19 protein-coding genes and 2 pseudogenes are annotated in these 23329 nt (G+C 73.3%); 11 read left to right on the forward strand and 10 right to left on the reverse strand.

Annotation, left to right across the window (positions count from 1 at the left end):
* The first annotated feature begins 2 nt into the window (after positions 1-2).
* Entirely contained in the window at positions 3-308 is a 306-nt protein-coding gene (locus KBX06_RS03225; protein ID WP_210832620.1) for a hypothetical protein, read from the forward strand.
* Between the two features lie 44 nt (positions 309-352).
* Here the strand turns inward: KBX06_RS03225 and KBX06_RS03230 are convergent, their stop codons facing one another.
* From KBX06_RS03230 to KBX06_RS03250, 5 genes are all read right to left on the reverse strand, one after another.
* Complete coding sequence (locus KBX06_RS03230) at positions 353-682, reverse strand: transcriptional regulator (protein ID WP_307854405.1); 330 nt, start codon at positions 680-682, stop codon at positions 353-355.
* Positions 679-1281, reverse strand: a complete 603-nt coding sequence (locus tag KBX06_RS03235; RefSeq protein WP_210832621.1) for a hypothetical protein — start codon at positions 1279-1281, stop codon at positions 679-681. The genes KBX06_RS03230 and KBX06_RS03235 overlap by 4 nt, the downstream gene beginning before the upstream one ends.
* A 385-nt stretch (positions 1282-1666) precedes the next feature.
* Entirely contained in the window at positions 1667-1921 is a 255-nt protein-coding gene (locus KBX06_RS03240) for a Smr/MutS family protein (protein ID WP_007465523.1), read from the reverse strand.
* A gap of 216 nt (positions 1922-2137) precedes the next feature.
* On the reverse strand, positions 2138-2506 hold the full coding sequence (locus KBX06_RS03245; protein ID WP_210832622.1) for a M48 family metallopeptidase: 369 nt from the start codon (positions 2504-2506) through the stop codon (positions 2138-2140).
* Positions 2507-2882: 376 nt separating this feature from the next.
* Positions 2883-3653, reverse strand: a complete 771-nt coding sequence (locus tag KBX06_RS03250; RefSeq protein ID WP_210832623.1) for an ROK family protein — start codon at positions 3651-3653, stop codon at positions 2883-2885.
* Positions 3654-3816: 163 nt separating this feature from the next.
* Here KBX06_RS03250 and KBX06_RS03255 point away from each other — a divergent pair, with 163 nt between their 5' ends.
* The 3 genes and pseudogenes from KBX06_RS03255 (at position 3817) to KBX06_RS03265 (ending at position 6612) form a co-directional block, all read left to right on the forward strand.
* Complete coding sequence (locus KBX06_RS03255) at positions 3817-5454, forward strand: ABC-F family ATP-binding cassette domain-containing protein (protein WP_210832624.1); 1638 nt, start codon at positions 3817-3819, stop codon at positions 5452-5454.
* Between the two features lie 38 nt (positions 5455-5492).
* Positions 5493-5738, forward strand: a pseudogene (locus tag KBX06_RS03260) (hypothetical protein); the annotation flags it as partial.
* Between the two features lie 148 nt (positions 5739-5886).
* Positions 5887-6612, forward strand: coding sequence for a methyltransferase domain-containing protein (locus tag KBX06_RS03265; RefSeq protein ID WP_210832626.1), 726 nt, complete (start codon positions 5887-5889; stop codon positions 6610-6612).
* A 14-nt stretch (positions 6613-6626) separates the two neighbouring features.
* On the opposite strand, the gene KBX06_RS03270 is transcribed toward KBX06_RS03265, so the two are convergent.
* Positions 6627-7634 (reverse strand): LacI family DNA-binding transcriptional regulator, encoded by a 1008-nt coding sequence (locus KBX06_RS03270; RefSeq protein WP_210832948.1) that lies wholly within the window; start codon positions 7632-7634, stop codon positions 6627-6629.
* A 133-nt stretch (positions 7635-7767) separates the two neighbouring features.
* Here KBX06_RS03270 and KBX06_RS03275 point away from each other — a divergent pair.
* The 4 genes and pseudogenes from KBX06_RS03275 to KBX06_RS03290 form a co-directional block, all read left to right on the forward strand.
* Positions 7768-8352, forward strand: a pseudogene (locus KBX06_RS03275) (alpha-L-arabinofuranosidase); the annotation flags it as partial.
* 23 nt (positions 8353-8375) lie between these two features.
* Positions 8376-9224, forward strand: a complete 849-nt coding sequence (locus KBX06_RS03280) for a glycoside hydrolase family 43 protein (protein ID WP_307854420.1) — start codon at positions 8376-8378, stop codon at positions 9222-9224.
* A 277-nt stretch (positions 9225-9501) separates the two neighbouring features.
* Positions 9502-11166 (forward strand): glycoside hydrolase family 10 protein, encoded by a 1665-nt coding sequence (locus tag KBX06_RS03285; RefSeq protein WP_210832627.1) that lies wholly within the window; start codon positions 9502-9504, stop codon positions 11164-11166.
* Between the two features lie 180 nt (positions 11167-11346).
* Entirely contained in the window at positions 11347-11883 is a 537-nt protein-coding gene (locus KBX06_RS03290) for a phospholipase (protein ID WP_210832628.1), read from the forward strand.
* 85 nt (positions 11884-11968) lie between these two features.
* Here the strand turns inward: KBX06_RS03290 and KBX06_RS03295 are convergent, their stop codons facing one another.
* Together KBX06_RS03295 and KBX06_RS03300 are read right to left on the reverse strand one after the other, a co-directional pair.
* A complete protein-coding gene (locus KBX06_RS03295) occupies positions 11969-14803 on the reverse strand; it encodes an adenylate/guanylate cyclase domain-containing protein (protein WP_210832629.1) in 2835 nt (944 codons plus the stop codon).
* A 189-nt stretch (positions 14804-14992) separates the two neighbouring features.
* A complete protein-coding gene (locus KBX06_RS03300; RefSeq protein ID WP_210832630.1) occupies positions 14993-15211 on the reverse strand; it encodes a zinc ribbon domain-containing protein in 219 nt (72 codons plus the stop codon).
* 57 nt (positions 15212-15268) lie between these two features.
* Here KBX06_RS03300 and KBX06_RS03305 point away from each other — a divergent pair, with 57 nt between their 5' ends.
* The 3 genes from KBX06_RS03305 to KBX06_RS03315 all read left to right on the forward strand — a co-directional run bounded on the left by KBX06_RS03305 (position 15269) and on the right by KBX06_RS03315 (position 20954).
* Positions 15269-16462, forward strand: coding sequence for a lytic murein transglycosylase (locus KBX06_RS03305; RefSeq protein WP_210832631.1), 1194 nt, complete (start codon positions 15269-15271; stop codon positions 16460-16462).
* A gap of 72 nt (positions 16463-16534) precedes the next feature.
* Positions 16535-17551, forward strand: coding sequence for a GNAT family N-acetyltransferase (locus KBX06_RS03310; RefSeq protein ID WP_210832950.1), 1017 nt, complete (start codon positions 16535-16537; stop codon positions 17549-17551).
* A gap of 97 nt (positions 17552-17648) precedes the next feature.
* On the forward strand, positions 17649-20954 hold the full coding sequence (locus tag KBX06_RS03315; protein ID WP_210832632.1) for a lamin tail domain-containing protein: 3306 nt from the start codon (positions 17649-17651) through the stop codon (positions 20952-20954).
* Between the two features lie 67 nt (positions 20955-21021).
* Here KBX06_RS03315 and KBX06_RS03320 read toward each other — a convergent pair whose 3' ends face one another.
* Entirely contained in the window at positions 21022-21789 is a 768-nt protein-coding gene (locus KBX06_RS03320; protein ID WP_210832633.1) for a helix-turn-helix transcriptional regulator, read from the reverse strand.
* A gap of 544 nt (positions 21790-22333) precedes the next feature.
* Entirely contained in the window at positions 22334-23317 is a 984-nt protein-coding gene (gene hemB / locus KBX06_RS03325; RefSeq protein WP_210832634.1) for a porphobilinogen synthase, read from the reverse strand.
* Between the last annotated feature and the right edge of the window lie 12 nt (positions 23318-23329).

Consider the following 23329-nt stretch of genomic DNA (forward strand, 5'->3'; position numbering starts at 1 on the left):
CGGTGAGGTTCGACGTTCACCTGTCCGTTTGTGAGAAGACCGGCCAGGAGTGCTTCGACCTCGGCCTACCCGATGCGGAGGTGGTCCTGCTGGAGTCTAGTGATGAGCGACTCACCTCCGGGCGGACCGACGCCACGGGAAGGCTCACCCTCAGCGTTCGGCAGGCAGGGCCGGGCCGTGCCGTCATCAAGCATCCCCTGATCAAGGACGGCCGCAAGGAGGTCGAGCTCACCTTCCCCGCCCAGGGCGCCACGCTGGGTCAGACGATCTGGACTCGCTTGTCGGAAGACGCGGTACCGGGTGGGTGAGTGCTCACGACGAGAGTCGTGTAGCAGATGAGCACTCATGCCGGTCAATCCGAACGATTCTCCTGGAAACGCTGCACCAGCGCGGCCAGCACCTTCATCTCGGCAGCGAGAGCCCTGCGCCCATCCGGGGTGATCGCCGCCCAGGTGCGGGATTTTCGTCCTTCATGACCCTTGGCTATGGTGATGAGTGATTGTTCCGCGAGCACGTCGAGATGACGCCCGAGATTGCCATCGGTCAGCCCGAGCGTACGTTTGAGATAGGGAAAATCGGCGCGGCCCGCCTCGTCCAGCACGGTCAGTAGGGCCAGGCGCGTCTTTTGGTGCACGACATCGTCCAGCGAAAGAATGGGATGCATGGCGGGCTTGGAGCTCACGCCACGAGCCTTTCTCGCCGCCGCAGGAGAGCGCCTCCGACGATCAGCACAACCCCGGTGCCGGCGAAGATGAGCGTCTCGGTCCACTCGTATCCGAGGCCGATGACGCTGTGCGTGACATCGGTACCTGGCGCGAGTAGCAGATACAGCCAGGCCAGCAGGGACAAGGCCGCGGCAACACCCGACCACACCGTCAGGGCCCGGTCGCGTTGCAGTATGCCGATGACGAACAGGGCGGTGACCGGCCACAGCAGGGGCCGCATGCCGGCGAACCACCACGACGATGCGATGAGCAGCATTCCCGCCAGGTACAGCACGGCGAGCCTGCCATAGGAGCGTCGCCCCTCACCGACACCCGTACGCAGCGCCAGCCGCCAGGACAACAGCCCGAGGGCGATGAGGGCGACCAGGGTGGCCATCGGCCAGTAGAACGGAGCCGGCACATACCTGCCCCATACGTTGTCGGACAGCGCAAAGACAGCAGTGACCAGACCGAACACCAGAAGCGGGGTGGAAGTTCCCCGGCGGTCAGCACGGACGCGCCCGCGCAACACTCGGAAGTCGACACCAGCAGCTCGGCCTTCGCTGATCGAGTTCATCGCATGCTCCAACCGCTCGGCAATCTCTTACGCAGAGAACTCTACGGTAGAGAGGGCCTCCTCCCAAGGGATGCCGTGTCGCAGTCGCGAGAGCTACCGACGAGCATGTCCCCCTCCCGTCCGCCGCGGAGCCAGGGTGTCTCTTGGCCGTCTCAGTTCGATGTGCGCCGAGTCCGACGGCTCCAGCGCGGACGCGGCATGTCTCGACAGGCCGTTGCCAGCACGGGCCGCGCCCGTGCGGAGTGGGTGCTCGTGGTTCGGGGCGAGCGTGGTGGTGGGCCGGTCCTCCGTGCGCTGCTGGTGGTTGTCGGGGTCGAGGTTCAGCCGGCGGGTCGTGGTAGTGCGGCGAGACGGCAACGCATACAGGTCACGGACCGTTTGCCCACTACTTCCAGCGGAAGTGCACGAAGAGGCGGCCGAAGTTCTTCGAGTCCTTCTCGACCCGGTGGTAGAGCTGCTTGACGTCCTTCTGGTCGAGGAAGCGCAGCACCCTCTTCTTGAGCTGGCCGGAGCCCTTGCCGGGGATGATCTCGACGAGGGTGGCCTTCTTCGCCACCGCCTCGTCCATGATCCCGCGCAGGGCCCGGTCGATGTCCTGGCCCTTGTTGAAGATCTCGTGCAGGTCCAGCTTCAGCTTCATCGCGTACCCGCCGGCAGCTCACGTCCCATGACGCCGATGGTAGGCGCCCCGCGGCGTCCACCGCGATGCCGGTGATCAGGACGGCATGGACGTCACCCGGCACCTTTATGGTCCATGGCGTCCTGATCACCCCGGCGCTTGGCGTTGCGCGTTCCGTGCTGAGGACGCGGGCGGGGCAGCTCTGCCGAGCTGCCCCGCCCGCGTGTGCCCACTTCGTCAGCGGTTGCCCTCGACCCGGGTCTGCACCCGGTCCAGGGCGACGCGGTAGTCGTCGTTTCCGCTGTGCATGGCCGCCGCGATGCGCAGGTGCCGCAGCGCGTCGGCGTGCCGGTTGAGCCGCTCCAGCGTGCGGCCCAGCACGTGGTGGGCGTAGTGGTCGGCGGGGTCCCGGTCGATCAGCTCCCGCAGCTGCGTCTCGGCCCGGTTGAGCTGGGCCGACTGGAAGTACGCCCGGGCCAGCAGCTGACGTACCGAGGCGTTGCCGGGCTCGGCCGCCACGATCGGTTCGAGCAGCCGGGCCGCCCCGGACGGGTCACCGGCCTCGAAGAACATGGTCGCCCGTCGGTACTCGGCCAGAAGGTCCATCCGACCCACCCCCTCGTGTCGCACCAGTGTCCCGACGCTGGCACAACATCCACCCTCCCGCGACTGTTCCCGCGCAGGAGGCCGCACGGGCAGGAGGCCGCACGGGCAGGAGGCCGCACGGGCAGGAGGCCGCACGGGCAGGAGGCCGCACGGACAGGGGGCCGCACGGACAGGGGGCCGCACGGGCAGGGGGCCGCACGGGCAGGAGGCCGCACGGACAGGGGGCCGCACGGGCAGGAGGCCGCACGGGCAGGAGGCCGCACGGACAGGAGGCCGCACGGACAGGAGGCCGCACGGGCAGGAGGCCGCACGGGCAGGAGGCCGCACGGGCAGCGGCCGGAAACCGCGCGACCGGCCGGGGCCGTACGGCAGAGGCTCAGGTGGTGGCGCCGTGCCGGCCGGCGGTCAGCTCCCAGGCGCGTACGCCACCGACGATCCCGGCGGTGTTGGGCACCACCACCACGTCGTCGCCCATCCGGGCGAGCTGTTCGGGGCGGATCAGTCGGGAGTTGCCGCCGCCCAGGTAGAGCCGGTCCCAGCGGAACACCGGGCGCAGCCCGTCCACGACCTGGCGGATGCGGCGGGACCAGAACGCGTCCCCGAGCCGGCGCCGCTCCGGCTCGCCGACGTACGTGTCGTAGGTGGTGTTCCAGCGCACCGGGGCGTGCGACAGCTCCAGGTGCGGGGCGAGCAACCCGCCGTCGAACAGCGCACTGCCCAGCCCGGTGCCGAGGGTCAGCACCAGCTCGCAGCCGGTGCCGGCGACCACCCCGGCGCCGTGCACCTCGGCGTCGTTGAGCACCAGCGCCGGCACCCCGAACGCCTCGGCGAGCGCCGTGCGCGCGTCGTACCCGGACCACTGGGTGACCAGGGCGGGGTCGACCTTCGAGCGGGGGCCGGAGCGGGTCACGTAGTGCGGGGTGGCCACCACCACCCCGTGCCGGATCATGCCCGGCAGGCCCACGGTGAGCCGGTCCGCCGTGGGCAGCCGGCCGGCCAGGTCCAGCAGCGTCCTGACGAAGAGCGCCGGCGGCAGCGGGTACGGCGTGGGCACCCGCAGCGGTTGAGCGCGCATCGTGCCCGCCTCGTCCAGCACCGATGCCTTGATCCCGCCGCCGCCACAGTCGATCGCCAGAGTGGTCACCACCCGAGCAGTGTGCCGCGTGCCCACCGGACTCCGTTCGCCGCTCCTGCACTTCCGGCCCGGTAGCCGCGGCCTTCGCCACCTTTCGTCCCGACCGGGAGCGCGGGATCACGCGGTGGCGGGGGCGCGCGGGCGCGGGGCCGGGCGGGGATAGGGTCGGGGACTGATGAGCGCGACGATGATCGTCAAGGGGCTGGCCGCGGGGCACGGGGACCGGGCACTGTTCGCCGGGCTGGACCTGGTGGTGGCGCCGGGGGACGTGGTGGGGCTGGTCGGGCCGAACGGGGCCGGCAAGTCGACGCTGCTGCGTACCCTCGCCGGACTGCTGCCGGTGGAGGCCGGCGGCGTGACGCTCAGCCCGCCCACGGCGAGCGTCGGGCACCTGCCCCAGGAGCCGGAGCGGCGGCCCGGCGAGGCCGTGCGGGACTTCCTGGCCCGGCGCACCGGGGTCACGGCCTCGCAGGCCGCGCTGGACGCGGCGACGACGGCGCTCACCGAGGGCCGGCCCGGCGCCGACGACGCCTACGCCGAGGCGCTGGAGCGCTGGCTCGCCCTCGGCGGCGCGGACCTGGAGGAACGGGCCGAGCAGGTGGCCGCCGAGCTGGGCCTCACGGTCGACCTGGACCACCCGATGACCGGTCTCTCCGGCGGCCAGGCGGCCCGGGCGGGGCTGGCCTCGCTGCTGCTCAGCCGCTACGACGTCTTCCTGCTCGACGAGCCGACCAACGACCTGGACCTGGCCGGCCTGGAGCGGCTGGAGGAGTTCGTCACCGGGCTGCGCGCCGGCACGGTGCTGGTCAGCCACGACCGGGAGTTCCTCGCCCGCACGGTGACCCGGGTGCTGGAGCTGGACCTGCACCAGCAGCAGGTCCGGCACTACGGCGGCGGCTACGCGGGCTACCTGGAGGAGCGTGAGGTGGCCCGCCGGCACGCCCGCGAGGACTACGAGGAGTACGCCGACACCCGCGCCGGGCTGGAGGCGCGCGCCCGCACCCAGCGGTCCTGGATGGAGAAGGGCGTGAAGAACGCCCGCCGCAAGGCCACCGACAACGACAAGATCGGCCGCAAGTTCCGCGCGGAGGCGACCGAGAAGCAGGCGGCCAAGGCCAAGCAGACCGAGCGGCTGATCGAGCGGCTGGAGGTGGTCGAGGAACCGCGCAAGGAGTGGGAGCTGCGGATGGAGATCGCCGCCGCGCCCCGCGCCGGTGCCGTCGTGGCCTCGCTGCGCGACGCCGTCGTACGCCGGGGCGCCTTCACCCTCGGCCCGGTGACCCTCCAGATCGACTGGGCCGACAAGGTGGCGGTGACCGGGGCGAACGGGTCCGGCAAGTCCACCCTGCTCGCCGCCCTGCTGGGCCGGCTCCCCCTCGACTCGGGGCACGCCGCGCTCGGCCCGGGCGTGGTGGTCGGCGAGGTGGACCAGGCACGGGGGCTGTTCCTCGGCGACGTGCCGCTGATCGACGCGTTCGGTGCCGCCGTACCGCGGCTGTCGCCGGCGGACGCGCGGACGCTGCTGGCCAAGTTCGGCCTGCGCGCGGGGCACGTGCTGCGGCCGGCGGCGACCCTGTCGCCGGGCGAGCGGACCCGGGCGGCGCTGGCGCTGCTGCAGGGGCGCGGGGTGAACCTGCTGGTGCTGGACGAGCCGACCAACCACCTGGACCTGCCCGCCATCGAGCAGCTCGAGTCGGCGCTGGCCAGCTACCCGGGCACGCTGCTGCTGGTCACCCACGACCGACGGATGCTGGACGCCGTGACCACCAACCGACGGCTCCGGGTGGCCGCCGGACGGATCGCCGAGGATTGATCCGTGCCGACCCGCTCGTGGCGGGCGAGAATGACCCCATGCTCAAGTGGGAGTACGCGTTGCTGGTCCGCCGCCGCCAGGCGGCCTCGAACGACGTCGGCTGGGAGGTCGTCTTCGTCTGGTACGGCCCGGACGGCTCGATGGTCGACGTGACGCCCTACGGCGACACGGCGCTGGCCCACCTGAACCGGGCCGGCGACCAGGGCTGGGAGCTGGTCGCGATGAGTGAGGACCCGTCCCTGCCCGGCAACAACGAGCTGCACCGCTACCACCTCAAGCGGCCCAAGCCGGCAGCACCGCCGCCCCGGCAGCGGATGCGCGGCGCTGGGCGCCCGCGTCGGACGATCACCGGCTGACCCGCCCGGCCGCTTCGGGAGCGCCCGGGGCATAACCGGCGGGGATCCGGGTATCGGCCGGCGGGAGGTGGCCCGGATGGTCGCGCTGGCACAGCATCCGCCCTCGGCCGAGCGGCTGCGGGCGATCGACGGATTTCTCGCCGAGGCCTGGGCCGACCAGGCCCGGCACGACGACCGGCTGCGCGACCTCGCGGTCGAGGTGCGCTTCGACCGGGGGGTGGCCCACCTCGGCGGTGAGGTCGCCGGGCAGGACGAGCTGCGCCTGGTCCGGGACCGGGTCGGCCGGCTCGCCGGGGTGCTCGGCGTCTGGTGCCGCGTACGCGTGGCCGGGCGCGACCCGGTGGTGGTCGACCTGGGGTGTGGCGCCACCAAGCAGTGGCCGGGCAACCTGGGGCTGGACATCTTCCCGGCCCCGGGGGTGGACGCGGTGGCGGACCTCTCCGGCCCGCTGCCGTTGGCCGACGACTCGGTGGACGTCTTCTTCGCGGTGCACATCCTGGAGCACCTGATCGACTTCCTGCCGCTGGTCGACGAGTGTCACCGGGCGCTGCGGCCGGGTGGCGTGCTGCACGTGATGAGCCCGTGGTGGCGGCACGTGAACGCCGTCGCCGATCCGACCCACGTGCGACTGCTCGACGTGCAGACGGTCAAGGGGATCTGCCTCCAGCGCCCGCCGGGCACCCCGCGCTGGTATCCGCTGCACGTCGGCTGCGACGGCGCGTCGATCTTCGCCGACCTCACCCCGCTGCCCCCGGCCGCGGACGGTCCCACCTCCGCCCACCTGGCCCGCTTCTTCGACTGATCCGCCCGTCGCGGTCAGCGGCCCAGGGTGCTCTCGCGGGGGGCCAGGCTCCAGGGGGCCGAGAGTTCCCGGGGCGGGGCGGTGCGGTCGCCGTCGATGCGGCCGGCGAGCAGTTCCACCGCCAGCCGGGCGATGCGCTCCTTGTCCGGCGCGATGGTGCTCAGGGTGGGCACGGAGAAGCGCCCGTCCTCGATGTCGTCGAAGCCGGCCACCGCCACGTCCTCGGGAACGCGCAGGCCCGCCTCGTGCAGGGCCCGCAGGGCCCCCAGGGCGAGGGTGTCGTTGAAGCAGAAGACGGCGTCGGGGCGTACGCCCGAGGTCAGCAGGGCGCGCATGGCGGCCGCGCCGTCCGCGCGGTGCCAGGCCGTCGCGGGCGCCACCAGCCGCTCGTCGTGGGGGAGGCCGGCGTCGGCGAGCGCGGCGGTGTAGCCGGCGAGCCGGAGCCGGGCGCTGGCCCCCTCCGGCGTGCGCTGCGAGCCGATGGCGGCGATCCGGCGACGGCCGAGACCGGCCAGGTGGGCGGTGATCGCCCGGGCGGCGCCGACGTTGTCGATCCCGACGTGGTCGGCGGGACCGTGGTCGACCCGCTCGCCGAGCAGCACCATCGGAGTGCCGGCCAGCCCGGCGAGGTCCTCGGCGGTGAGCGCCAGCGGGCTGAGGATCAGCCCGTCGATGAGGTGCTCGGTGATGCCCGACGCGACCACCCGCTCCTGCTCGTGGCCGCCGCCGGTCTGGTCGATCAGCACCGTCCAGCCCAGCTCGGCCGCGGCAGTGACGACGTGCCGGGCGAGCTCGGCGAAGTAGGGGATGTCCAGCTCGGGGACCGCGAACGCGATGATCCCGGTGCGCCCCTTGCGGAGGTTGCGGGCGGAGAGGTTGGGCCGGTAGTTCAGCTCGGCGATGGCCTCCTCGACCCGGGCGCGGGTGTCGGGCCGGACGTGCACGTAGCCGTTGACAACGTTGGAGACGGTCTTCACCGACACGCCGGCCCGCTCCGCCACGTCCTTGAGCCTGTGTCGCACCACGCCGCCTCCCCCCATGGCTGCGCACTTTACCCCGGGGGCTCTTTACAACGTTGCTTACAACGTTGTACAAACCATGGGCGCCAGGTGACCGTGGTCACCGGCATCGGCAACGAGGAAAGGTGGCACCCCCTTGCGGACCGCGCAGCTCACCATCGACCCGGCCTTCGCCGTCGGACCGGCCGACCGGCGACTCTTCGGCTCGTTCGTCGAGCACATGGGCCGCTGCGTCTACGGCGGGGTCTACGAGCCCGGGCACCCCGCCGCGGACTCGCGCGGGCTGCGCGGCGACGTGCTGGAGCTGACCCGGGAGCTGGGCGTCTCCGTGGTCCGCTACCCCGGCGGCAACTTCGTCTCCGGCTACCGCTGGGAGGACGGCGTCGGCCCGCTCGGTGACCGTCCCCGCCTGCTCGACCTGGCGTGGAAGACCGTCGAGACCAACGCCTTCGGGCTCGACGAGTTCATGGCCTGGGCCGCCGCGGCGGGCGTGGAGCCGATGATGGCCGTCAACCTCGGCACCCGGGGCGTGCAGGAGGCCTGCGACCTGCTGGAGTACACCAACCATCCGGGCGGGACCCAGCTGTCCGACCTGCGCCGCAAGCACGGCGCCGAGGATCCGTACGGGGTGCGGCTCTGGTGCCTGGGCAACGAGCTGGACGGCCCGTGGCAGGTGGGGCACAAGACCGCCGACGAGTACGGCCGGTCGTACGCACCGACGCGCCCGACCCGCAGGCGATCCGGGTGGGCGACACCTGGTACCTGTTCCACACCAACGCCGGTGGCCGCAACGTGCCGGTGCTCACCTCGGCGGACCTGGTCGACTGGACGCCGGCCGGGGACGCGCTGCCGGAGCTGCCGGCGTGGGCGGACGCCGGGAAGACCTGGGCGCCCGAGGCGATCGAACTGGCCCCGGGCCGGTTCGCGCTCTACTACACCGTCGCCGGGCGCGAGTCGGGGCGGCAGTGCGTGGGACGGGCCGTGGCGAGCGCGCCGCAGGGGCCGTACCGGGACGACTCGACCGGGCCGCTGATCTGCCAGGCGGAGCTGGGCGGGGCGATCGACGCCAGCCCGTTCCGGGACGCCGACGGCAGCCTCTGGCTGCTGTGGAAGAACGACGGCAACGCCATCGGGGTGGACACCTGGATCTGGTCGCAGCGCCTCTCCGACGACGGGCTGCGCCTGCTCGGCGAGCCGACGAAGCTGCTGAAGCAGACCGAGCCGTGGGAGGGCACCCTGGTCGAGGGCCCGTTCCTGCACCGCCAGGACGGCCGGCTGTTCCTGTTCTTCGCCGCCAACGCCTACGACCGCGCCGAGTACGCGGAGGGCTACGCGGTCTGCGAGTCGCCGGCCGGGCCGTGCGTGAAGGCCCCGGAGAACCCGATCCTGACGAGCAACGAGGTGGCCTCGGGGCCGGGGCACGCCTCGCTGGTGGTCAAGGACGGGCGCACCTGGCTGCTCTACCACGCCTGGCCGCCCGGCCAGGAGGGCACCGTCGACCCGGGCCGCCAGGTCTGGCTCGACGAGGTCGTCTGGACCGACGGCAAGCCGGTCGTCAAGGGCCCGACGGCGGGGCCGCAGCCGAGGCCCTGACCCGACGCCTGGAGTGTTCCCGGGCAGCCCGGCCCCGGTCCCCGACCGGGGGGCCGTCCGGTCACCACCCGGAGTGTCCGGTCCGCCACCCTGCGCCCCGTCGCCCCGACCGCGGGGGTGGGCGGACGTGGACGGACGGATCGATCCCGTCCAGACTCTTGCGCAGAGCCGTGAGGTGTGAAAATTTCCTACCAGCGGCAGATTGCCAACGGCGAAACTTGCCGTCTGCGCCGCGATCGACCCCTGACACGGGAGCCCCAACGAAGGGACACACCGCATGAAGGCAACTCGGCTCGGAGCCGCCGGGCTGGCCGCCGCACTGCTCGGCGCGCTCGTCGCCGCCACCCCGGCGAGCGCGGCGCCCGACGCGGCGACCACCGCCGCCTCCACCACCTCCTGCGTCACCGACCCGGCCACGCCCAAGCGGCAGTTCCGGGCCATGTGGATCTCCTCGGTCGTGAACATCGACTGGCCGAGCAAGGCTTCCCAGACCTCGCCGGACCGCGTCGCCACCCAGCAGGCCGAGTACCGCCAGCTGCTCGACCTCGCCGAGCGGCTCAACCACAACGCCGTGGTCGTCCAGATCCGGCCGACCGCCGACGCGTTCTGGCCGTCGCCCCACGAGCCCTGGTCGGAGTTCCTGACCGGGGTGCGCGGCGAGGACCCGGGCTGGGACCCGCTGAAGTTCGTGGTCGACGAGGCGCACAAGCGCAACCTCGAGTTCCACGCCTGGTTCAACCCGTACCGCATCTCCATGCCCGCCCCGGGCGGCGCCGGCGCCGACATCAACCAGCTCGCGCCCGACCACCCGGTCCGCGAGCACCCGGAGTGGACCTTCGCCTACCCGCCGGCCGGGGTCGCCGGCAGCCGGCTCTACTACAACCCCGGCATCCCCGAGGTCCGCGAGTTCGTGCAGACCGCGATGATGGACGCCGTCAAGCGGTACGACGTCGACGGCGTGCACTTCGACGACTACTTCTACCCCTACCCGAGCGGCACCCACCAGGTGCCCGACGACGCCACCTTCGCGGCGCACAACCGGGGCTTCACCGACAAGGCCGACTGGCGGCGGGACAACATCAACCTGCTGATCCAGGAGATGAACGCCAAGATCAAGGCCGAGAAGCCGTGGGTGAAGTTCGGCGTCAGCCCGTTCGGCATCTGGCGCAACCAGTCGGTCGACCCGCTGGGCTCGGACACCACCGGCAGCCAGTCGTACGACATCATCTCCGCCGACACCCGCAAGTGGGTCAAGCAGGAGTGGATCGACTACATCGTGCCGCAGCTCTACTGGTACATCGGCCAGTACCCGGCCGCCGACTACGCCCGGCTCGTGCCGTGGTGGGCGGACGTGGTCAAGGGCACCCGGGTGCAGCTCTACATCGGGCAGGCCGACTACAAGAGCGGTGAACCGGTCTACGGGCCGTTCTGGCAGAACCCGCGCGAGCTGTCCGACCACCTGACGCTCAACCGGCAGTACCCGGAGGTCCTGGGCAACGTCCACTTCTCGGCCGTGCAGGTGCGGGCCAACCGGCTCGGCGCGACCGACATCTACGCCGCCGAGCACTACTCCCGCCCGGCACTCGTCCCGACGATGTCGCACCTGCCGAAGAAGCCGCTGCTCATGCCGGTGGTCACCAGGGCCGCGCGGCAGGACGACGGGGTCCGCCTGAGCTGGCGCCAGCCGGCCGACGGCGTGGGCCCGCTCGGCACCGCCACCTCGTACGCGGTCTACCGCTTCGACGGGCTCGGCCTGGCCGGCCGGTGCGACTTCGCCGACGCGGCGCACCTGGTCGACACGGTCCGCGCCGACGCGGGCACCCGGACGCAGTCCTGGGTGGACACGACGGCCGAGGCCGGCAAGCGGTACACCTACTACGTGACCGCGCTCGACCGACTGGCGAACGAGAGCCCGGCCAGCCCGCCGGCGTTCGTCCGCTGACGTCCCACCGGATGCCCCGGGCGCCCCTGGCGCCCGGGGCATTCGTCTGTTTCAACTCCTGTCACCAATTTTCGGCAGGCACCGCATCACCTCGGACGATTCATGATCGACACTGTTCGGCACTCCGGTGACCCGCCGGTAACCCCCGTCCCGACCGCACATCCCCCAGCGGAGGTACCCGTGCCCAGACGCCTCACCACCCTGCTCGCCTCGGCCGCACTCGCGATGCTCTTCGTCTTCGGGGTCTCCTCCCCCGCCGCCGCCGTCACGACCTCGCAGAAGCTGTCCGTCCTGTCCGGCTGGACGCAGACCAGCGCCACCAGCTACAACTCCTGGAACTCCGGCCGGCTCAACAAGGGCGCCTGGGCGTCGTACGGGTTCAACTGGTCGACCGACTACTGCTCATCGAGCCCCGACAACCCGCTCGGCTTCAAGTTCAGCCTCTCCTGCTACCGGCACGACTTCGGCTACCGCAACTACAAGGCGATGGGCCGGTTCTCGACGAACAAGGCCCGCCTCGACAGCGCGTTCTACGCCGACCTGAAGCGGGTCTGCGCCACGTACAACGCCGCCGTGCGGCCCGCCTGCTACAGCCTCGCCTGGACGTACTACCAGGCCGTCAGCGCCTTCGGCTCGGTCGCCGCCGTGCAGCAGGCCGACATCGACCGCGCCGCCCGGATGAAGGCCGACGCCGAACACCGCGCCGCCCTGAGCTGATCCACCCGTACCGCCCAGGGGTCCGCGTCCCCGCCCGCCCGGGTCGACGCGGACCCCGAACCGCGCGGACCGGCGGGGCCGGTCGTCAGGCGTGCCCGGTGTGGTGGCGGCGCCGGTCAGGCGCGACGGTCTGGCGGGGCGCCACGCGGGCGTGGCCGGCGCCGAACCGCGCCGAGCCGGCCGCCAGGTCCGGGTGTTCGACGGCGAGCGCCAGCGCCGCCGCCTCCTCCAGCCCCAGCTCGGTCCCCTCGCCGTACGCGCCGTCGAAGGCCGTGTCGCCCAGCTCCCGGCGCAGCTCCCCCTGCCGCTGCGCCCAGTACCCGCCGTAGATGCCCGGGGCACAGCGCATGCTCGCCCGGGTCGCCCCCGCCGCGCCGAACAGTCGGGCCGCCGTCAGCGCGTCGCCGCCGGCCGCGCACCGCACCGCCATCGCGTTCAGCGTGTCGCAGGCCCGACCGTGGAAGCCGTGACTCATCCGCGACCGGAGCGCCACCTGGAGGTGCTCGTGCGCGGCGACGAGGTCCCCGCGCGCCAGGGCGACCATCCCGAGCAGCATGTCGACCGAGCGCCGCCCCCGCTCCACCGGGCGCGCCGCCTCCACCGGGCGGGCCGCGCCCAGCAGCTCGGCGGCCTCGTCCAGGGCGCCACGCCGCCACAGCAGCTCGGCCAGGCTGAACACCCCCAGGAGCGCGTCGCCGAGCACTTCCTGGCCGGACGCCCAGTCGATCACCTCGCGGCAGATCCGCTCGGCCTCCGCGAACTGTCCCATGTCGATCAGCGGGGCCGCCCGCCCGGCCAGCACCCGGGCGAGCAGGCCCGCGTCACCCGCCTGCCGGGCCGCCGCCTCCGCCCGCTGCGAGTAGCGCAGCTCCTCGCCGAACTCGCCGTCCGCGCCGGCGTGCAGCGAGTGCATGTGGTACGCCGCCGCCAGCTCGGCCTCCGGGATCCGCTCCCCCGTCTCGGCGATCCGACCGTACAGCCGGAACAGCCAGAGCCGCCCCTCCCGGGCCAGGCCCCGCTCCCGCCACCACTGGTCCAGACCCCCGGCCAGCCGCAGACCGGCGCGGGCGCTGCCGCCGGTGGCGCACCAGCGCAACGCGGCGCGCAGCTCGCCGGCGAGCGGGTCGAGGGCGTAGAGCGACAGGGTCACCGGCCGCCCGTCCGGGCCCAGGTGGGCCCGGCTGAGCGCATGCGTCGACCAGGCCACGTGCCGGTTGCGGGCCGACTTCTCCTCTCCCGCCTCCACCAGCCGCCGCGCCGCGTACGCCCGGATCGGGTCGAGCATCCGGTAGGTGCTGCCCGCGGCGTGCGGCTCGGCCAGCACCATCGACTTGTCGACCAGCACCGAGAGCGGATCGAGCGGATCGTCGCCGAGCAACCACTCCACCGCCGCCAGGTCGACCGGGCCGGCGAAGACCGCCAGCCAGCGCAGCAGCCGGGCGGCCCGCGGCCCCAGCGTGCGGTACGACCAGGTGACCGTGGCCTGCATGGTCAGGTGCCGTTCGGTGGCGGAGCGCTGCACCGCCCGGACGGCCGGGCCGGGCGGAGGAATCCCCACGGCCGCCACCGCGTCCACGGTGTCCCGCCGGTCACCCGACGAGCCCGGCTCCGCGTAGGGCCGGTCCGGGGTCTCCCGGCCCGCGTCCAGGGTGCCCAGCACGTCGTCGAGGCGCTCGGCGAGCTGCCCGACGGAGAGCACCCGCAGCCGGGCCGCGGCCAGCTCGATGGCGAGCGGCAGCCCGTCCAGCCGCCGCACCACCCGTCGCAGGTCGGCCGACTCGGCCGGGTCCGGGGGCCGGCCGCCCCGGGCCGCCGCCGTCCGGTCCAGCAGCAGCGCGACGGCGTCGCTCTCCGCCCCGTCCGTCGGCGGGTCGACCGACAGCGACGGAATCCGCCAGACCACCTCGCCCGGCAGGCCGAACGACTCCCGGCTGGTGGCGAGCACCCGGACGCCCATGCCGCCGGCGAGCAGCCGCGAGATCACGTCGGCCGAGGCGGCCGGCTGGGCGTCGCAGGTGTCCAGCAGGACGAGCATCCGGCGCGCGGCCGCGTACTCCACCAGCGTGTCCACCATCGGGCGGCCCGGCTCGGGACGCAGACCGAGCACGGCGGCGACCTCGAACGCCACCAGGCCCGGGTCGGTGACCGCGGCGACGTCGACGATCCAGATCCCGTCCGGATGGGACTCGACCAGATCGACGGCGAGCTCCACGGCCAGCCGCGTCTTACCCGCGCCGCCCGCGCCGAGGACGGTGACCAGCCGGTGCGCCTCCACCAGCCGCCTCAACTCGGCGCGCTCGGCGTGCCGACCGACGAACGAGGTGACCGGCGTGGGCAGGTTGTGCGCGGTCGCGTCGGCGGTACGGGGCCGCGGGAACTGCCGCTCCAGGCCGGGGGCGACCAGCTGGAAGAGCCGTTCCCGGTCGTCGAAGCCGCGCAGTCGGTGCAGGCCGAGGTCGAGCAGGGACGCGCCGGGCGGCAGCGGCGTGACGCGCCGCGCCGTCGACGCCGAGCAGAGCACCTGGCCGCCGTGGGCGGCGGCGGCGACCCGGGCCGCGCGGTGTACCTCCGGGCTGACGTACTCGCCGTCGCGCGGCTCCGCCCAGCCGGTGTGCAGCCCCATCCGGACCCGGGGCACGGCGTCGGCGGTGGGCCACTCGTGGCTGGCCAGCGCCCGTTGCGCGCTCAGGCAGGCGGTCAGTGCGGCGGTCGCGTCGCCGAAGGCGAGGAAGAACGAGTCCCCCTCGGTCAGCAGCTCCGCGCCCTCGGTGGCGGCGATCGTGTGGCGCAGCAGGCGGCGGTGCTCCCGCAGCACCGGCCGGTAGCCCGCACCGAGCAGCTGGGCCAGCCGGGTGGAGCCCTCGATGTCGGTGAAGACGAAGGTCACCAACCCGCTCGGGAGGTGGATCCGTGGCGACATGGTGGAACCTCCGCCCGTGACGTCGGACTCATGCTGCCTGATACCGGACCATCACGCATCGTGAGAACGGCCGGGTGGGCCGGCCCCGGGGGGGGGAGTTGTCCGCCCCTGCTGACCGGAGGGGACGGGCTGCGGACGTCGCGGCGAGGGACTGACCGGCCCGGACGGATCTACGGGCTGGACCGCCGGTCAGCAGCAGCCGCCACCGCCGCAGCACCCCCCGCCGGCCGGCGCCGGCGCGCCACCGGCGGCACCGCCGCCCCGACCGGTGACCGCGACGGTGGAGAGGAGCTTGACCGTGTCGGCGTGCCCCTGCGGGCAGGACGCCGGCTCAGCGGCCCGCGCCATCGGACGGTTGACCTCGAAGGTGTCACCGCAGGCGCGGCAACGGAACTCGTACCGGGGCATGGCACCCAGGGTACGACCGGTCCTGACGTACGGGGGGACATGGGTGATACTCAACTTGTGGTGGACGGCGAGGACAGGACGACCCTTCGGCCCCTCCGGCCGGCGGCACCGATCGACGGGCCGCTCGCCGGTTCCGGCGCCGCGCCCGAGCCCGCGACGCGGTTGCCGCGTCCCCGCCGTCCCTGGCTGAGATCCAAGCCCGACGACCACCCGAAGCCGGCCGACGAGGTGAAGCCGGCCAACGCCGGAAAGCCGGACGACGAGGCCGGCACCGCCGCGGGCGACCTCGCGGGGACGAAGGACGACCCGGCCGCGACGACTCCGGCCACCGGGCTTCGGCGCCGCCGGGTGCAGTTCGCGCACGCCGTACGCCAGCCTCCGCACCGCGTCGCGATCGCCGCCGCCCGCGCCACGCGGGACTGGTCGCGGCGACCCAGCGGGCGACTTGCCCTGCCCGGGGTGTTCCTGCTCGCCCTGGTCGCGGCGACGGCCGCGGCGGGCGCGCTGCTGGTGCCCGCGACGGCCCGGGGCCCCCGGCCGGTCGCGGTCGACGCCACCTCCGCCGCACCGACCACCGACCCGCAGGCGCCGCTGCCCGGCGGGATGCCACTGCCCACCCAGACCGCGCCGCCGCTCGGCACGACGCCGACCGGCCCGGTCGTCGGCGGCTCCACCGGTCGGCCGTCGGACGCGCTGGCCGGCTGGGCCGCCCAGGTCGGGCCGAAGGTCGGCATCTCGCCGGTGGCCATGCAGGCGTACGGCTACGCCGAGGTGGTGCTCGCCCAGACCAACCGCAGTTGCGGGCTGAGCTGGACCACGCTGGCGGCCATCGGGTTCGTCGAGTCGGGGCACGGCCAGGCCAACGGCGCCCGGCTCCGCCCCGACGGCAAGGCGCTGCCCGAGATCATCGGCCTGCCGCTCGACGGGAAGGGCGGTCGGATGCGCATCCCCGACACCGACCGCGGGGTGATGGACAAGGACCCGGTCCTCGACCGGGCGGTCGGGCCGATGCAGTTCATCCCGACGACCTGGCAGGAGATCGGAGCCGACGCCGACAACGACGGTGTCAAGGACCCGCACGACCTGGACGACGCCGCCCTCGCCGCCGGAAACTACCTCTGCAAGGGCGGCCGGAACCTGACCATCCCGGCCGACTGGTGGAACGCGATCCTGTCCTACAACGACGTCCGCCGGTACGCCCAGGACGTCTACGACACCGCCAACCGGTACGGACAGGCGAGCCACACGTGAAGTGATCGTCCGCATACATTGGAGGACCGGACACTTCCCCCGGGCAGCGGTTAGCGGCAAGCTAGACGGGTGATGGTGCGCGAGTGGGACCCCAGGACCGCGTCGTCCGCCGAGATCGCGTCGCTGTTGGACACGCTCAACGCGGTCCTGGCGGCCGATCTGCCGCAGGATCCGCCGTGGCGGGAGAGCTCCATGCGGGAATACCTCGCCGAGGTGATGCCCGGCGAACGGCGGATCTCCTGGGTCGCCCAGGCGGAGCCGACGGCCGACGGCGGCCCGGGGGCGATCCTGGGCCACGTGCACGTGCTGCTCCTCGGCGACATCGGCGTGCTGGAGGTGCTGGTGCACCCCGCCCAGCGGCGCACGGGCCTCGGCCGGGACCTCGTCCTGACCGCCGCCCGGCGGGTCTACCAGGAGGGCTTCCGGTCGATCGGGGTGGAGGTGGTCGGCGACACGCCGGCCGTCGCCTTCTACGAGTCGCTCGGCTTCTCGAAGGAGTACGTCGAGACCCGCAGCGTGCTGGACCTGTCCGGGGTGGACTGGGCCGAGCTGGCCGGGATGGCCACCGGCATCGGCACGGGCTACCACCTCCAGTTCCATCCCGGCGGCCCGCCGGACGAGCTGATCGAGGCGTACGCCCGGGCCAAGGCGGAGGTGCGCGACGTCGAGGACGGCGAACTGCGCCCCAGCTCCTACGACCCGCAGCGGCTACGCGACAGTCTGGACTGCCTGCACCGGCGCGGCATGAAGCCCTACATCCTGCTCGCCCTGCACGAGCAGACCGGGGAGGTTGCCGGGCTGACCGAGGTCGTCGTGCCGGTCCAGCACCCGACCCGCGCCGACCAGTACGACACCATCGTCGTGGAGGACCACCGGGGCTACGGCATCGACCGGGCGATCAAGGCCCGGATGCTGATCGAGCTGCGCTCGGCGGAGGCGGAGCTGACCGAGGTGCAGACCTGGAACGCGCAGGCCAACGAGACCATGCTCAAGGTCAACGCCGAGTTGGGTTACCGGCCGGACCGCGAATGGTGCGAATACAGCATCGACGTGGCCGAGCTGGTGCACCGCCTCGACGCGGGACGCTGACCGGATCGTTCACGAATCTGTCCGGTGGGGGATGGACGACGGTCAGCGGCGCCCCTTAACGTGCGTTAGTTCCCCGTCCACCCATCGTGGAGGCCCCATGCGCCCGCGCCGCACTCTTGCCGCGCTCGCGACCGCCACCGCAGCCGTGACCGTCACGGCCGTCGGCGTCGCACCAACCGCGGCCAGCGCCGCGCCCACCGACCTCTTCATCTCCGAGTACGTCGAAGGCTCGTCGAACAACAAGGCGATCGAGCTCTTCAACGGCACGGGCGCCGCCGTCGACCTGGCCGCCGGCGGCTACCAGCTCCAGTTGCACTTCAACGGCTCCACCACGCCGACGAACCTGGCCCTCACCGGCACCGTCGCGGCCGGTGACGCCTTCGTCCTCGCCGCCGCCTCGGCCGCGCCGGCCATCCTCGACCGGGCCGACCAGACCACCGGCGCCAGCCTGTTCAACGGCGACGACGCGATCGTGCTGCGGCGGGGCGACACCGTGCTCGACTCGATCGGCCAGGTCGGCGTCGACCCGGGCACCGAGTGGGGCACGGGCGTCACCAGCACCGCCGACAACACCCTGCGCCGGTCGGCCGCCGTGACGTCCGGCGACACCGACCCCGCCGACGCGTTCGACCCGGCCGCCCAGTGGGCCGGCTTCCCCGTCGACACGTTCGACGGCCTCGGCACGCACGCCGTCGACGGCGGCGGCCCCGTCGACGCGCCCGCCACGCTCGCCTGCGGCCCGGCGCTGGTGACCTCGGCCGGCACGGCGGCCACCCGGGAGGTCACCGCCACCGACGCGGACGACCGGATCGTCGACCTGGCGGTCACCTCGGTCAGCCCGACCCCGGCCACCGGCTCCGTCAGCCGCTCGGCGGTCACCCCGGCCGACGCGGTCGGCGGCACCGCCCGGGCCACGGTCGGCACGAGCGCCGACCTGGCCGCCGGGGCGTACACCGTGGTGTTGACCTCGACCGACGCGGACGGCGGCACCGCCACCTGCACGCTGGCCGTGCAGGTGACCCGGGAGCTGACCGTCGGCGAGGTGCAGGGCCCGACCACCGACGCCGAGTCCGGCCCCGCCGACCGGTCGCCGCTCGCGCCGGCGACCGGCAACGGGACCAGCAGCACGCTGTACGACGTGCGTGGCGTGATCACCCAGCTCACCCTGGCGCGCGACTCGTCGGGCCGGGACCAGCGCGGCTTCTTCCTACAGAGCCGCTCCGACGCCACCGACGGCGACCCGACCAGCTCGGACGGCATCTTCGTCTTCATGGGCTCGTTCACCTCGTTGATCGGCGGCTACGTGCCGACGGTCGGCGACGAGGTGGTACTGCGCGCCCGGGTCTCCGAGTACTACAACTTCACCCAGCTCTCCGGGGCGTCGCTGGTCCGCCGGATCGCCTCCGGCGTGGACGTGGACACCGAGGTCGAGGTGACCGATGCGGTGCCGCCCGTCGAGGTGGCGGCGGCGCAGCGCTTCTTCGAGCGGCACGAGGGCACCCGGCTGCGGGTACGCGCCGGCAGCGGCGCGGTGAGCGGACGCAACGTCTTCGCCTCCACCGCCGACGCGGAGATCTTCGTGATCGACCGGGACGACCCGCTGCTCGACCGTGCCGACCCGTACGCCCGCCGGGTGTTCCGGGACGCGCACCCGCTGGACAACGACCCGGGCCGCCGCTTCGACGACGGCAACGGGCAGCGCGTGCTGCTCGGCAGCATGGGCGTCAAGAGCAGCACGGGCGACAGCGCCGCGCTGCTGCCTCCCACGCGCACGTTCGACACGCTGACCGCCGACGCCGTCGGCGGGCTCTACTACTCGTTCGAGAAGTACGGCGTGCAGGTCGAGGCGGCCGCGTTCACCGGCGGGGCGGACCCGTCGACGAACAACCCGCCGCAGCCGGCCAACCGTTCGGAGGAGGTCGCGGTGGCGACCTACAACGTCGAGAACCTGTACGACTACCGCGACGACCCCTTCGACGGCTGCGACTTCGCCGGCAACGCCGGCTGCACCGGGGTGCGCCCGCCGTTCGACTACGTCCCGGGCAGCGAGCGGGAGTACCGCGAGCAGCTCGCCGCGCTGGCCGACCAGATCACCACCGATCTGCACTCCCCGGATCTGATCCTGGTGCAGGAGGCCGAGGACCAGGACATCTGCTCGGTCTCCGGCGGCGCGCTGGTCTGCGGCAGCACGGACGACGCGGACGGTGCTCCGGACAGCCTCCAGGACCTGGCGCTGGTCATCGCCGCCGCCGGGGGCCCGGCCTACCAGGCCGCGTACGACCGCACCGGCGCGGACGCCCGGGGCATCACCTCGGCGTTCCTGTTCCGCACCGACCGGGTGTCGCTGGCGGCACCCACCGCCGACGACCCGCTGCTGGGCTCGGCGCCGACGGTGCGGTACCGGGGCGCGGGGCTGCCGGGCAACGCCGACGTGCAGAACCCGAAGGCGCTCAACGCGGTCCTTCCCGCCGACGTGGACACGTCCACCGGCAAGGACGGCGACGACGTGTTCACCCGGGCCCCGCAGCTCGGCAAGTTCACCGTCTCGGCCGCGCCCGGCTCCGCCGAGCGGTACACGATGTGGGCCGCGAGCAACCACTACTCGTCGGGGCCGGACAGGCGGGTCGGGCAGCGCCGGGAGCAGGCCGCGTACGGTGCCGCGATCGTCACCGCGATCGAGGCGTCGGACCCGCAGGCGCGGGTGGTCTACGGCGGGGACCTCAACGTCTTCCCCCGCCCCGACGATCCGTTCCCCGCAGCCGGGGACCAGCGGCTCAGCGCCACGGCTGCGGAGCCCGCCCCGTCGGACCAACTCGGACCGCTGTACGAGGCGGGCATGCGCAACCTCTGGGACGACCTGCTCGCCGACGCGCCGTCGTCGGCCTACTCGTACAGCTTCGAGGGGCAGACGCAGACGCTGGACCACCTGTTCGTGAACGGCGCGCTGCACCGGGACCTGGTGCAGATGCGGGCCGCGCACGTCAACGCCGACTGGCCGGCCGACCACGCGGCCGACGGCAGCCGGGGCTCCAGCGACCACGACCCGCAGGTGGCCCGCTTCCGCTCCCGGGCCTCGCTGAGTGTCGGCGACGCGTCGGTGGTCGAGGGCGACCGGGGCACCCGACCGCTCACCTTCACGGTCACCGTGTCGCGCCCGCTGTCCCAGCCGGTGCTGCTCTGCGCCGCCACCTACGGCACCACGGCCCGGGCCGGCGCCGACTACGACCCGTACGTCGGTTGCAAGGTCCTGGCAGCCGGGCAGACCTCGCTGGCCTTCCCGGTCTCCGTGCGCGGTGACCGCAAGCCGGAGGCGGACGAGAAGGTGAACCTGGTGGTGGCCGGCGTGCCGGGCCTGCGCCTGGCGGATCCCCTCGCCGTGGGCACCATCACCGACGACGACTGACGTCGTACCCGAGCACGTCCCCGACGGCCCGTCGCCCAAGGAGTTTCCCGGGTGGCGGGCCGTTCGCTCACCACGGGAAGCGCGGGTCGGCCACGCGCGGCGGCGGGGGCGGGCGCGGCGGCGGAGGCACGCGCGGCGGCGGAGGCACGCTGCGGTACTTCGCCACCCGCACCTCCCACTGGCTGCGCCGCCGCATGGCGTCGCGGACCCTGCGGTCGCGGTAGTAGGTCTCCGGCGGGCGGGCCAACCCGTAGACGTCCGCCCACCACTCGCCCGGCTCGGGATCGAGAATGGTGTCCAGGTGCGAGGGATAGCGACGCCCCGCTCCGTCCCGGGTGTCCTGCCAGTCCCGCATCGGCTTCAGCACCCGCCCGAACTCGTCGACGACGGCCAGCCGGAAGCCGGCGACCCCGATGATGCGGCGCAGGAGCAGGATGCTCGGCACCAGCCGGCCCGCCTCGATCCGCCCGACCGTGGAATGGTTCACCCCGGCCCACCGGGCCAGCTCCCGCTGACTGAGGCTGGCGTACCGACGGACCGCCCGGACGATGCCCGCGGCCGGCCACGGGGTGTCGAAGGGTTCGGTCAACATCACGGGTGCCTCGCGCGAGTCCGCCGGGCGGCCGAGAGCCGCCGGCTCGTCAGTTCCCGGCAACCCGGCGCAGCCCGACGCCGTGGCCGAGTGGGGCACGGCCGCGGATCCCGGCACGGCGGCGCCATCTGGCAGCACCGCGGGGTCCGGCACGGCGGCGTCCGGTACGACGGCGGCGGCGTCCGGTACGACGGCAAGTTTCGTAGGCCGGTCACTTTCCGGGTCGGCGGGCAGGTCGGTCATCCCCTCACGGTCCCCGTCAGGGGCCTCTCCCGCAATCCCGCCCGCGCTACCTGTGGACAACCCGGCGTCCTGTGGAAAACCGCCACGGAGTCCTAAGACCACAACCGGCGCACCCACACTTGCAATGACGCTGAGTAACACAACCGAGCCCCGACCCTCCCTTCACTCTGAGTGATGGGGTCTTGCGCGCCAAGAAGGGGCCGGGTCGCCGACGTCGACGCCCTCGGGGGCCTGACCAGCAGATCCAGCGCACATGGCCCTGAGGAGCGCCCAACCCCCGGTGCGCCCTTTGCTCTGCATCCACATACGCACCAGCAACGCTGAGTGACTGGTGCGTATGTGGATGCAGAGCAAAGCGTCTGGAGGGCAGTGGGATCCGACCGCAGGAAAACTACGCCAAGTCACCGAGGCTGCCGCCGCCGACGCGTGGGGGCCGCCGCCGACGCGTTTTCCGGCCCGGCCTGCCGGGCCAAGCCCGGTTCGGCCCCGCCTGCCACCGCTGCCGACAGCGACGGGTTGCAGGGTCGGGGAGGGCGGCGGCGGGTCAGTAGCGCTGGCGGAGAAGCCCGGCGGCCTCGACCGCCCAGTAGGTGAGGATGATCTGAGCGCCGGCCCGACGGATCGACGTGAGCGTCTCCATCATCACCCGCTCCCGGTCGATCCAGCCGCTCGCGGCGGCCGCCTCGACCATCGCGTACTCGCCGGAGACCTGGTAGGCGGCGACCGGGACGTCCACCGCCGCGCGGACGGCCGCCACCACGTCGAGGTAGGGCAGGGCCGGCTTGACCATCACCATGTCGGCGCCCTCGGCGACGTCCAGCTCCACCTCGCGCAGCGACTCGCGCAGGTTCGCCGGGTCCTGCTGGTAGGTGCGCCGGTCGCCTTCCAGGGCCGACTCCACGGCCTCGCGGAACGGGCCGTAGAAGGCCGAGGCGTACTTCGCGGCGTACGCCAGCACGGCGACGTCTTGGTGGCCCGCGGCGTCGAGCGCCCGGCGTACCACGGCGATCTGGCCGTCCATCATCCCGGACGGCCCGACCACCCCGACCCCGGCGGCGGCCTGGGCGACCGCCATCTCGGCGTACGCCCCCAGCGTGGCGTCGTTGTCGACGGCGCCGTCGGGGTCGAGCAGGCCGCAGTGCCCGTGCGAGGTGAACTCGTCCAGGCAGAGGTCGCTCATCACCACCGTGGCGTCGCCCACCTCGGCGACGACATCGCGGATCGCGACGTTGAGGATGCCGTCCGGGTCGATCCCGCCGGAACCGGCCGGGTCCCGTCGCTCCGGCACCCCGAAGAGCATGATGCCGCCGACGCCCGCCTGGACCGCCTCGGCGGCGGCCTTGCGGAGCGAGTCCCGGGAGTGCTGGAGCACCCCCGGGAGCGACGCGATGGCCCGCGGCTCCGTCAGCCCCTCCTTGACGAACATCGGCACGACCAGCTCGGCCGGGTCGACGCGGGTCTCGGAGACCAGCCGCCGGATGGCCGCGTTGCGGCGCAGCCGGCGGGGCCGGATCTCGGGGTACGGCATCACGGACCTCCT

Origin of the sequence: Micromonospora sp. C31, from assembly GCF_018070575.1 — a bacterium.
Taxonomy (GTDB): domain Bacteria; phylum Actinomycetota; class Actinomycetes; order Mycobacteriales; family Micromonosporaceae; genus Micromonospora.

What these genes read in the sequence shown, in the direction of transcription:
- KBX06_RS03235 (WP_210832621.1), bottom strand. Translation starts at nt 1,281, where the DNA reads ATGAACTCGATCAGCGAAGGCCGAGCTGCTGGTGTCGACTTCCGAGTG.
- KBX06_RS03240 (WP_007465523.1), bottom strand. Translation starts at nt 1,921, where the DNA reads ATGAAGCTGAAGCTGGACCTGCACGAGATCTTCAACAAGGGCCAGGAC.
- KBX06_RS03245 (WP_210832622.1), bottom strand. Translation starts at nt 2,506, where the DNA reads ATGGACCTTCTGGCCGAGTACCGACGGGCGACCATGTTCTTCGAGGCC.
- KBX06_RS03255 (WP_210832624.1), top strand. Translation starts at nt 3,817, where the DNA reads ATGAGCGCGACGATGATCGTCAAGGGGCTGGCCGCGGGGCACGGGGAC.
- KBX06_RS03265 (WP_210832626.1), top strand. Translation starts at nt 5,887, where the DNA reads ATGGTCGCGCTGGCACAGCATCCGCCCTCGGCCGAGCGGCTGCGGGCG.
- KBX06_RS03285 (WP_210832627.1), top strand. Translation starts at nt 9,502, where the DNA reads ATGAAGGCAACTCGGCTCGGAGCCGCCGGGCTGGCCGCCGCACTGCTC.
- KBX06_RS03295 (WP_210832629.1), bottom strand. Translation starts at nt 14,803, where the DNA reads ATGTCGCCACGGATCCACCTCCCGAGCGGGTTGGTGACCTTCGTCTTC.
- KBX06_RS03300 (WP_210832630.1), bottom strand. Translation starts at nt 15,211, where the DNA reads ATGCCCCGGTACGAGTTCCGTTGCCGCGCCTGCGGTGACACCTTCGAG.
- KBX06_RS03310 (WP_210832950.1), top strand. Translation starts at nt 16,535, where the DNA reads ATGGTGCGCGAGTGGGACCCCAGGACCGCGTCGTCCGCCGAGATCGCG.
- KBX06_RS03315 (WP_210832632.1), top strand. Translation starts at nt 17,649, where the DNA reads ATGCGCCCGCGCCGCACTCTTGCCGCGCTCGCGACCGCCACCGCAGCC.
- KBX06_RS03320 (WP_210832633.1), bottom strand. Translation starts at nt 21,789, where the DNA reads ATGACCGACCTGCCCGCCGACCCGGAAAGTGACCGGCCTACGAAACTT.
- hemB (WP_210832634.1), bottom strand. Translation starts at nt 23,317, where the DNA reads ATGCCGTACCCCGAGATCCGGCCCCGCCGGCTGCGCCGCAACGCGGCC.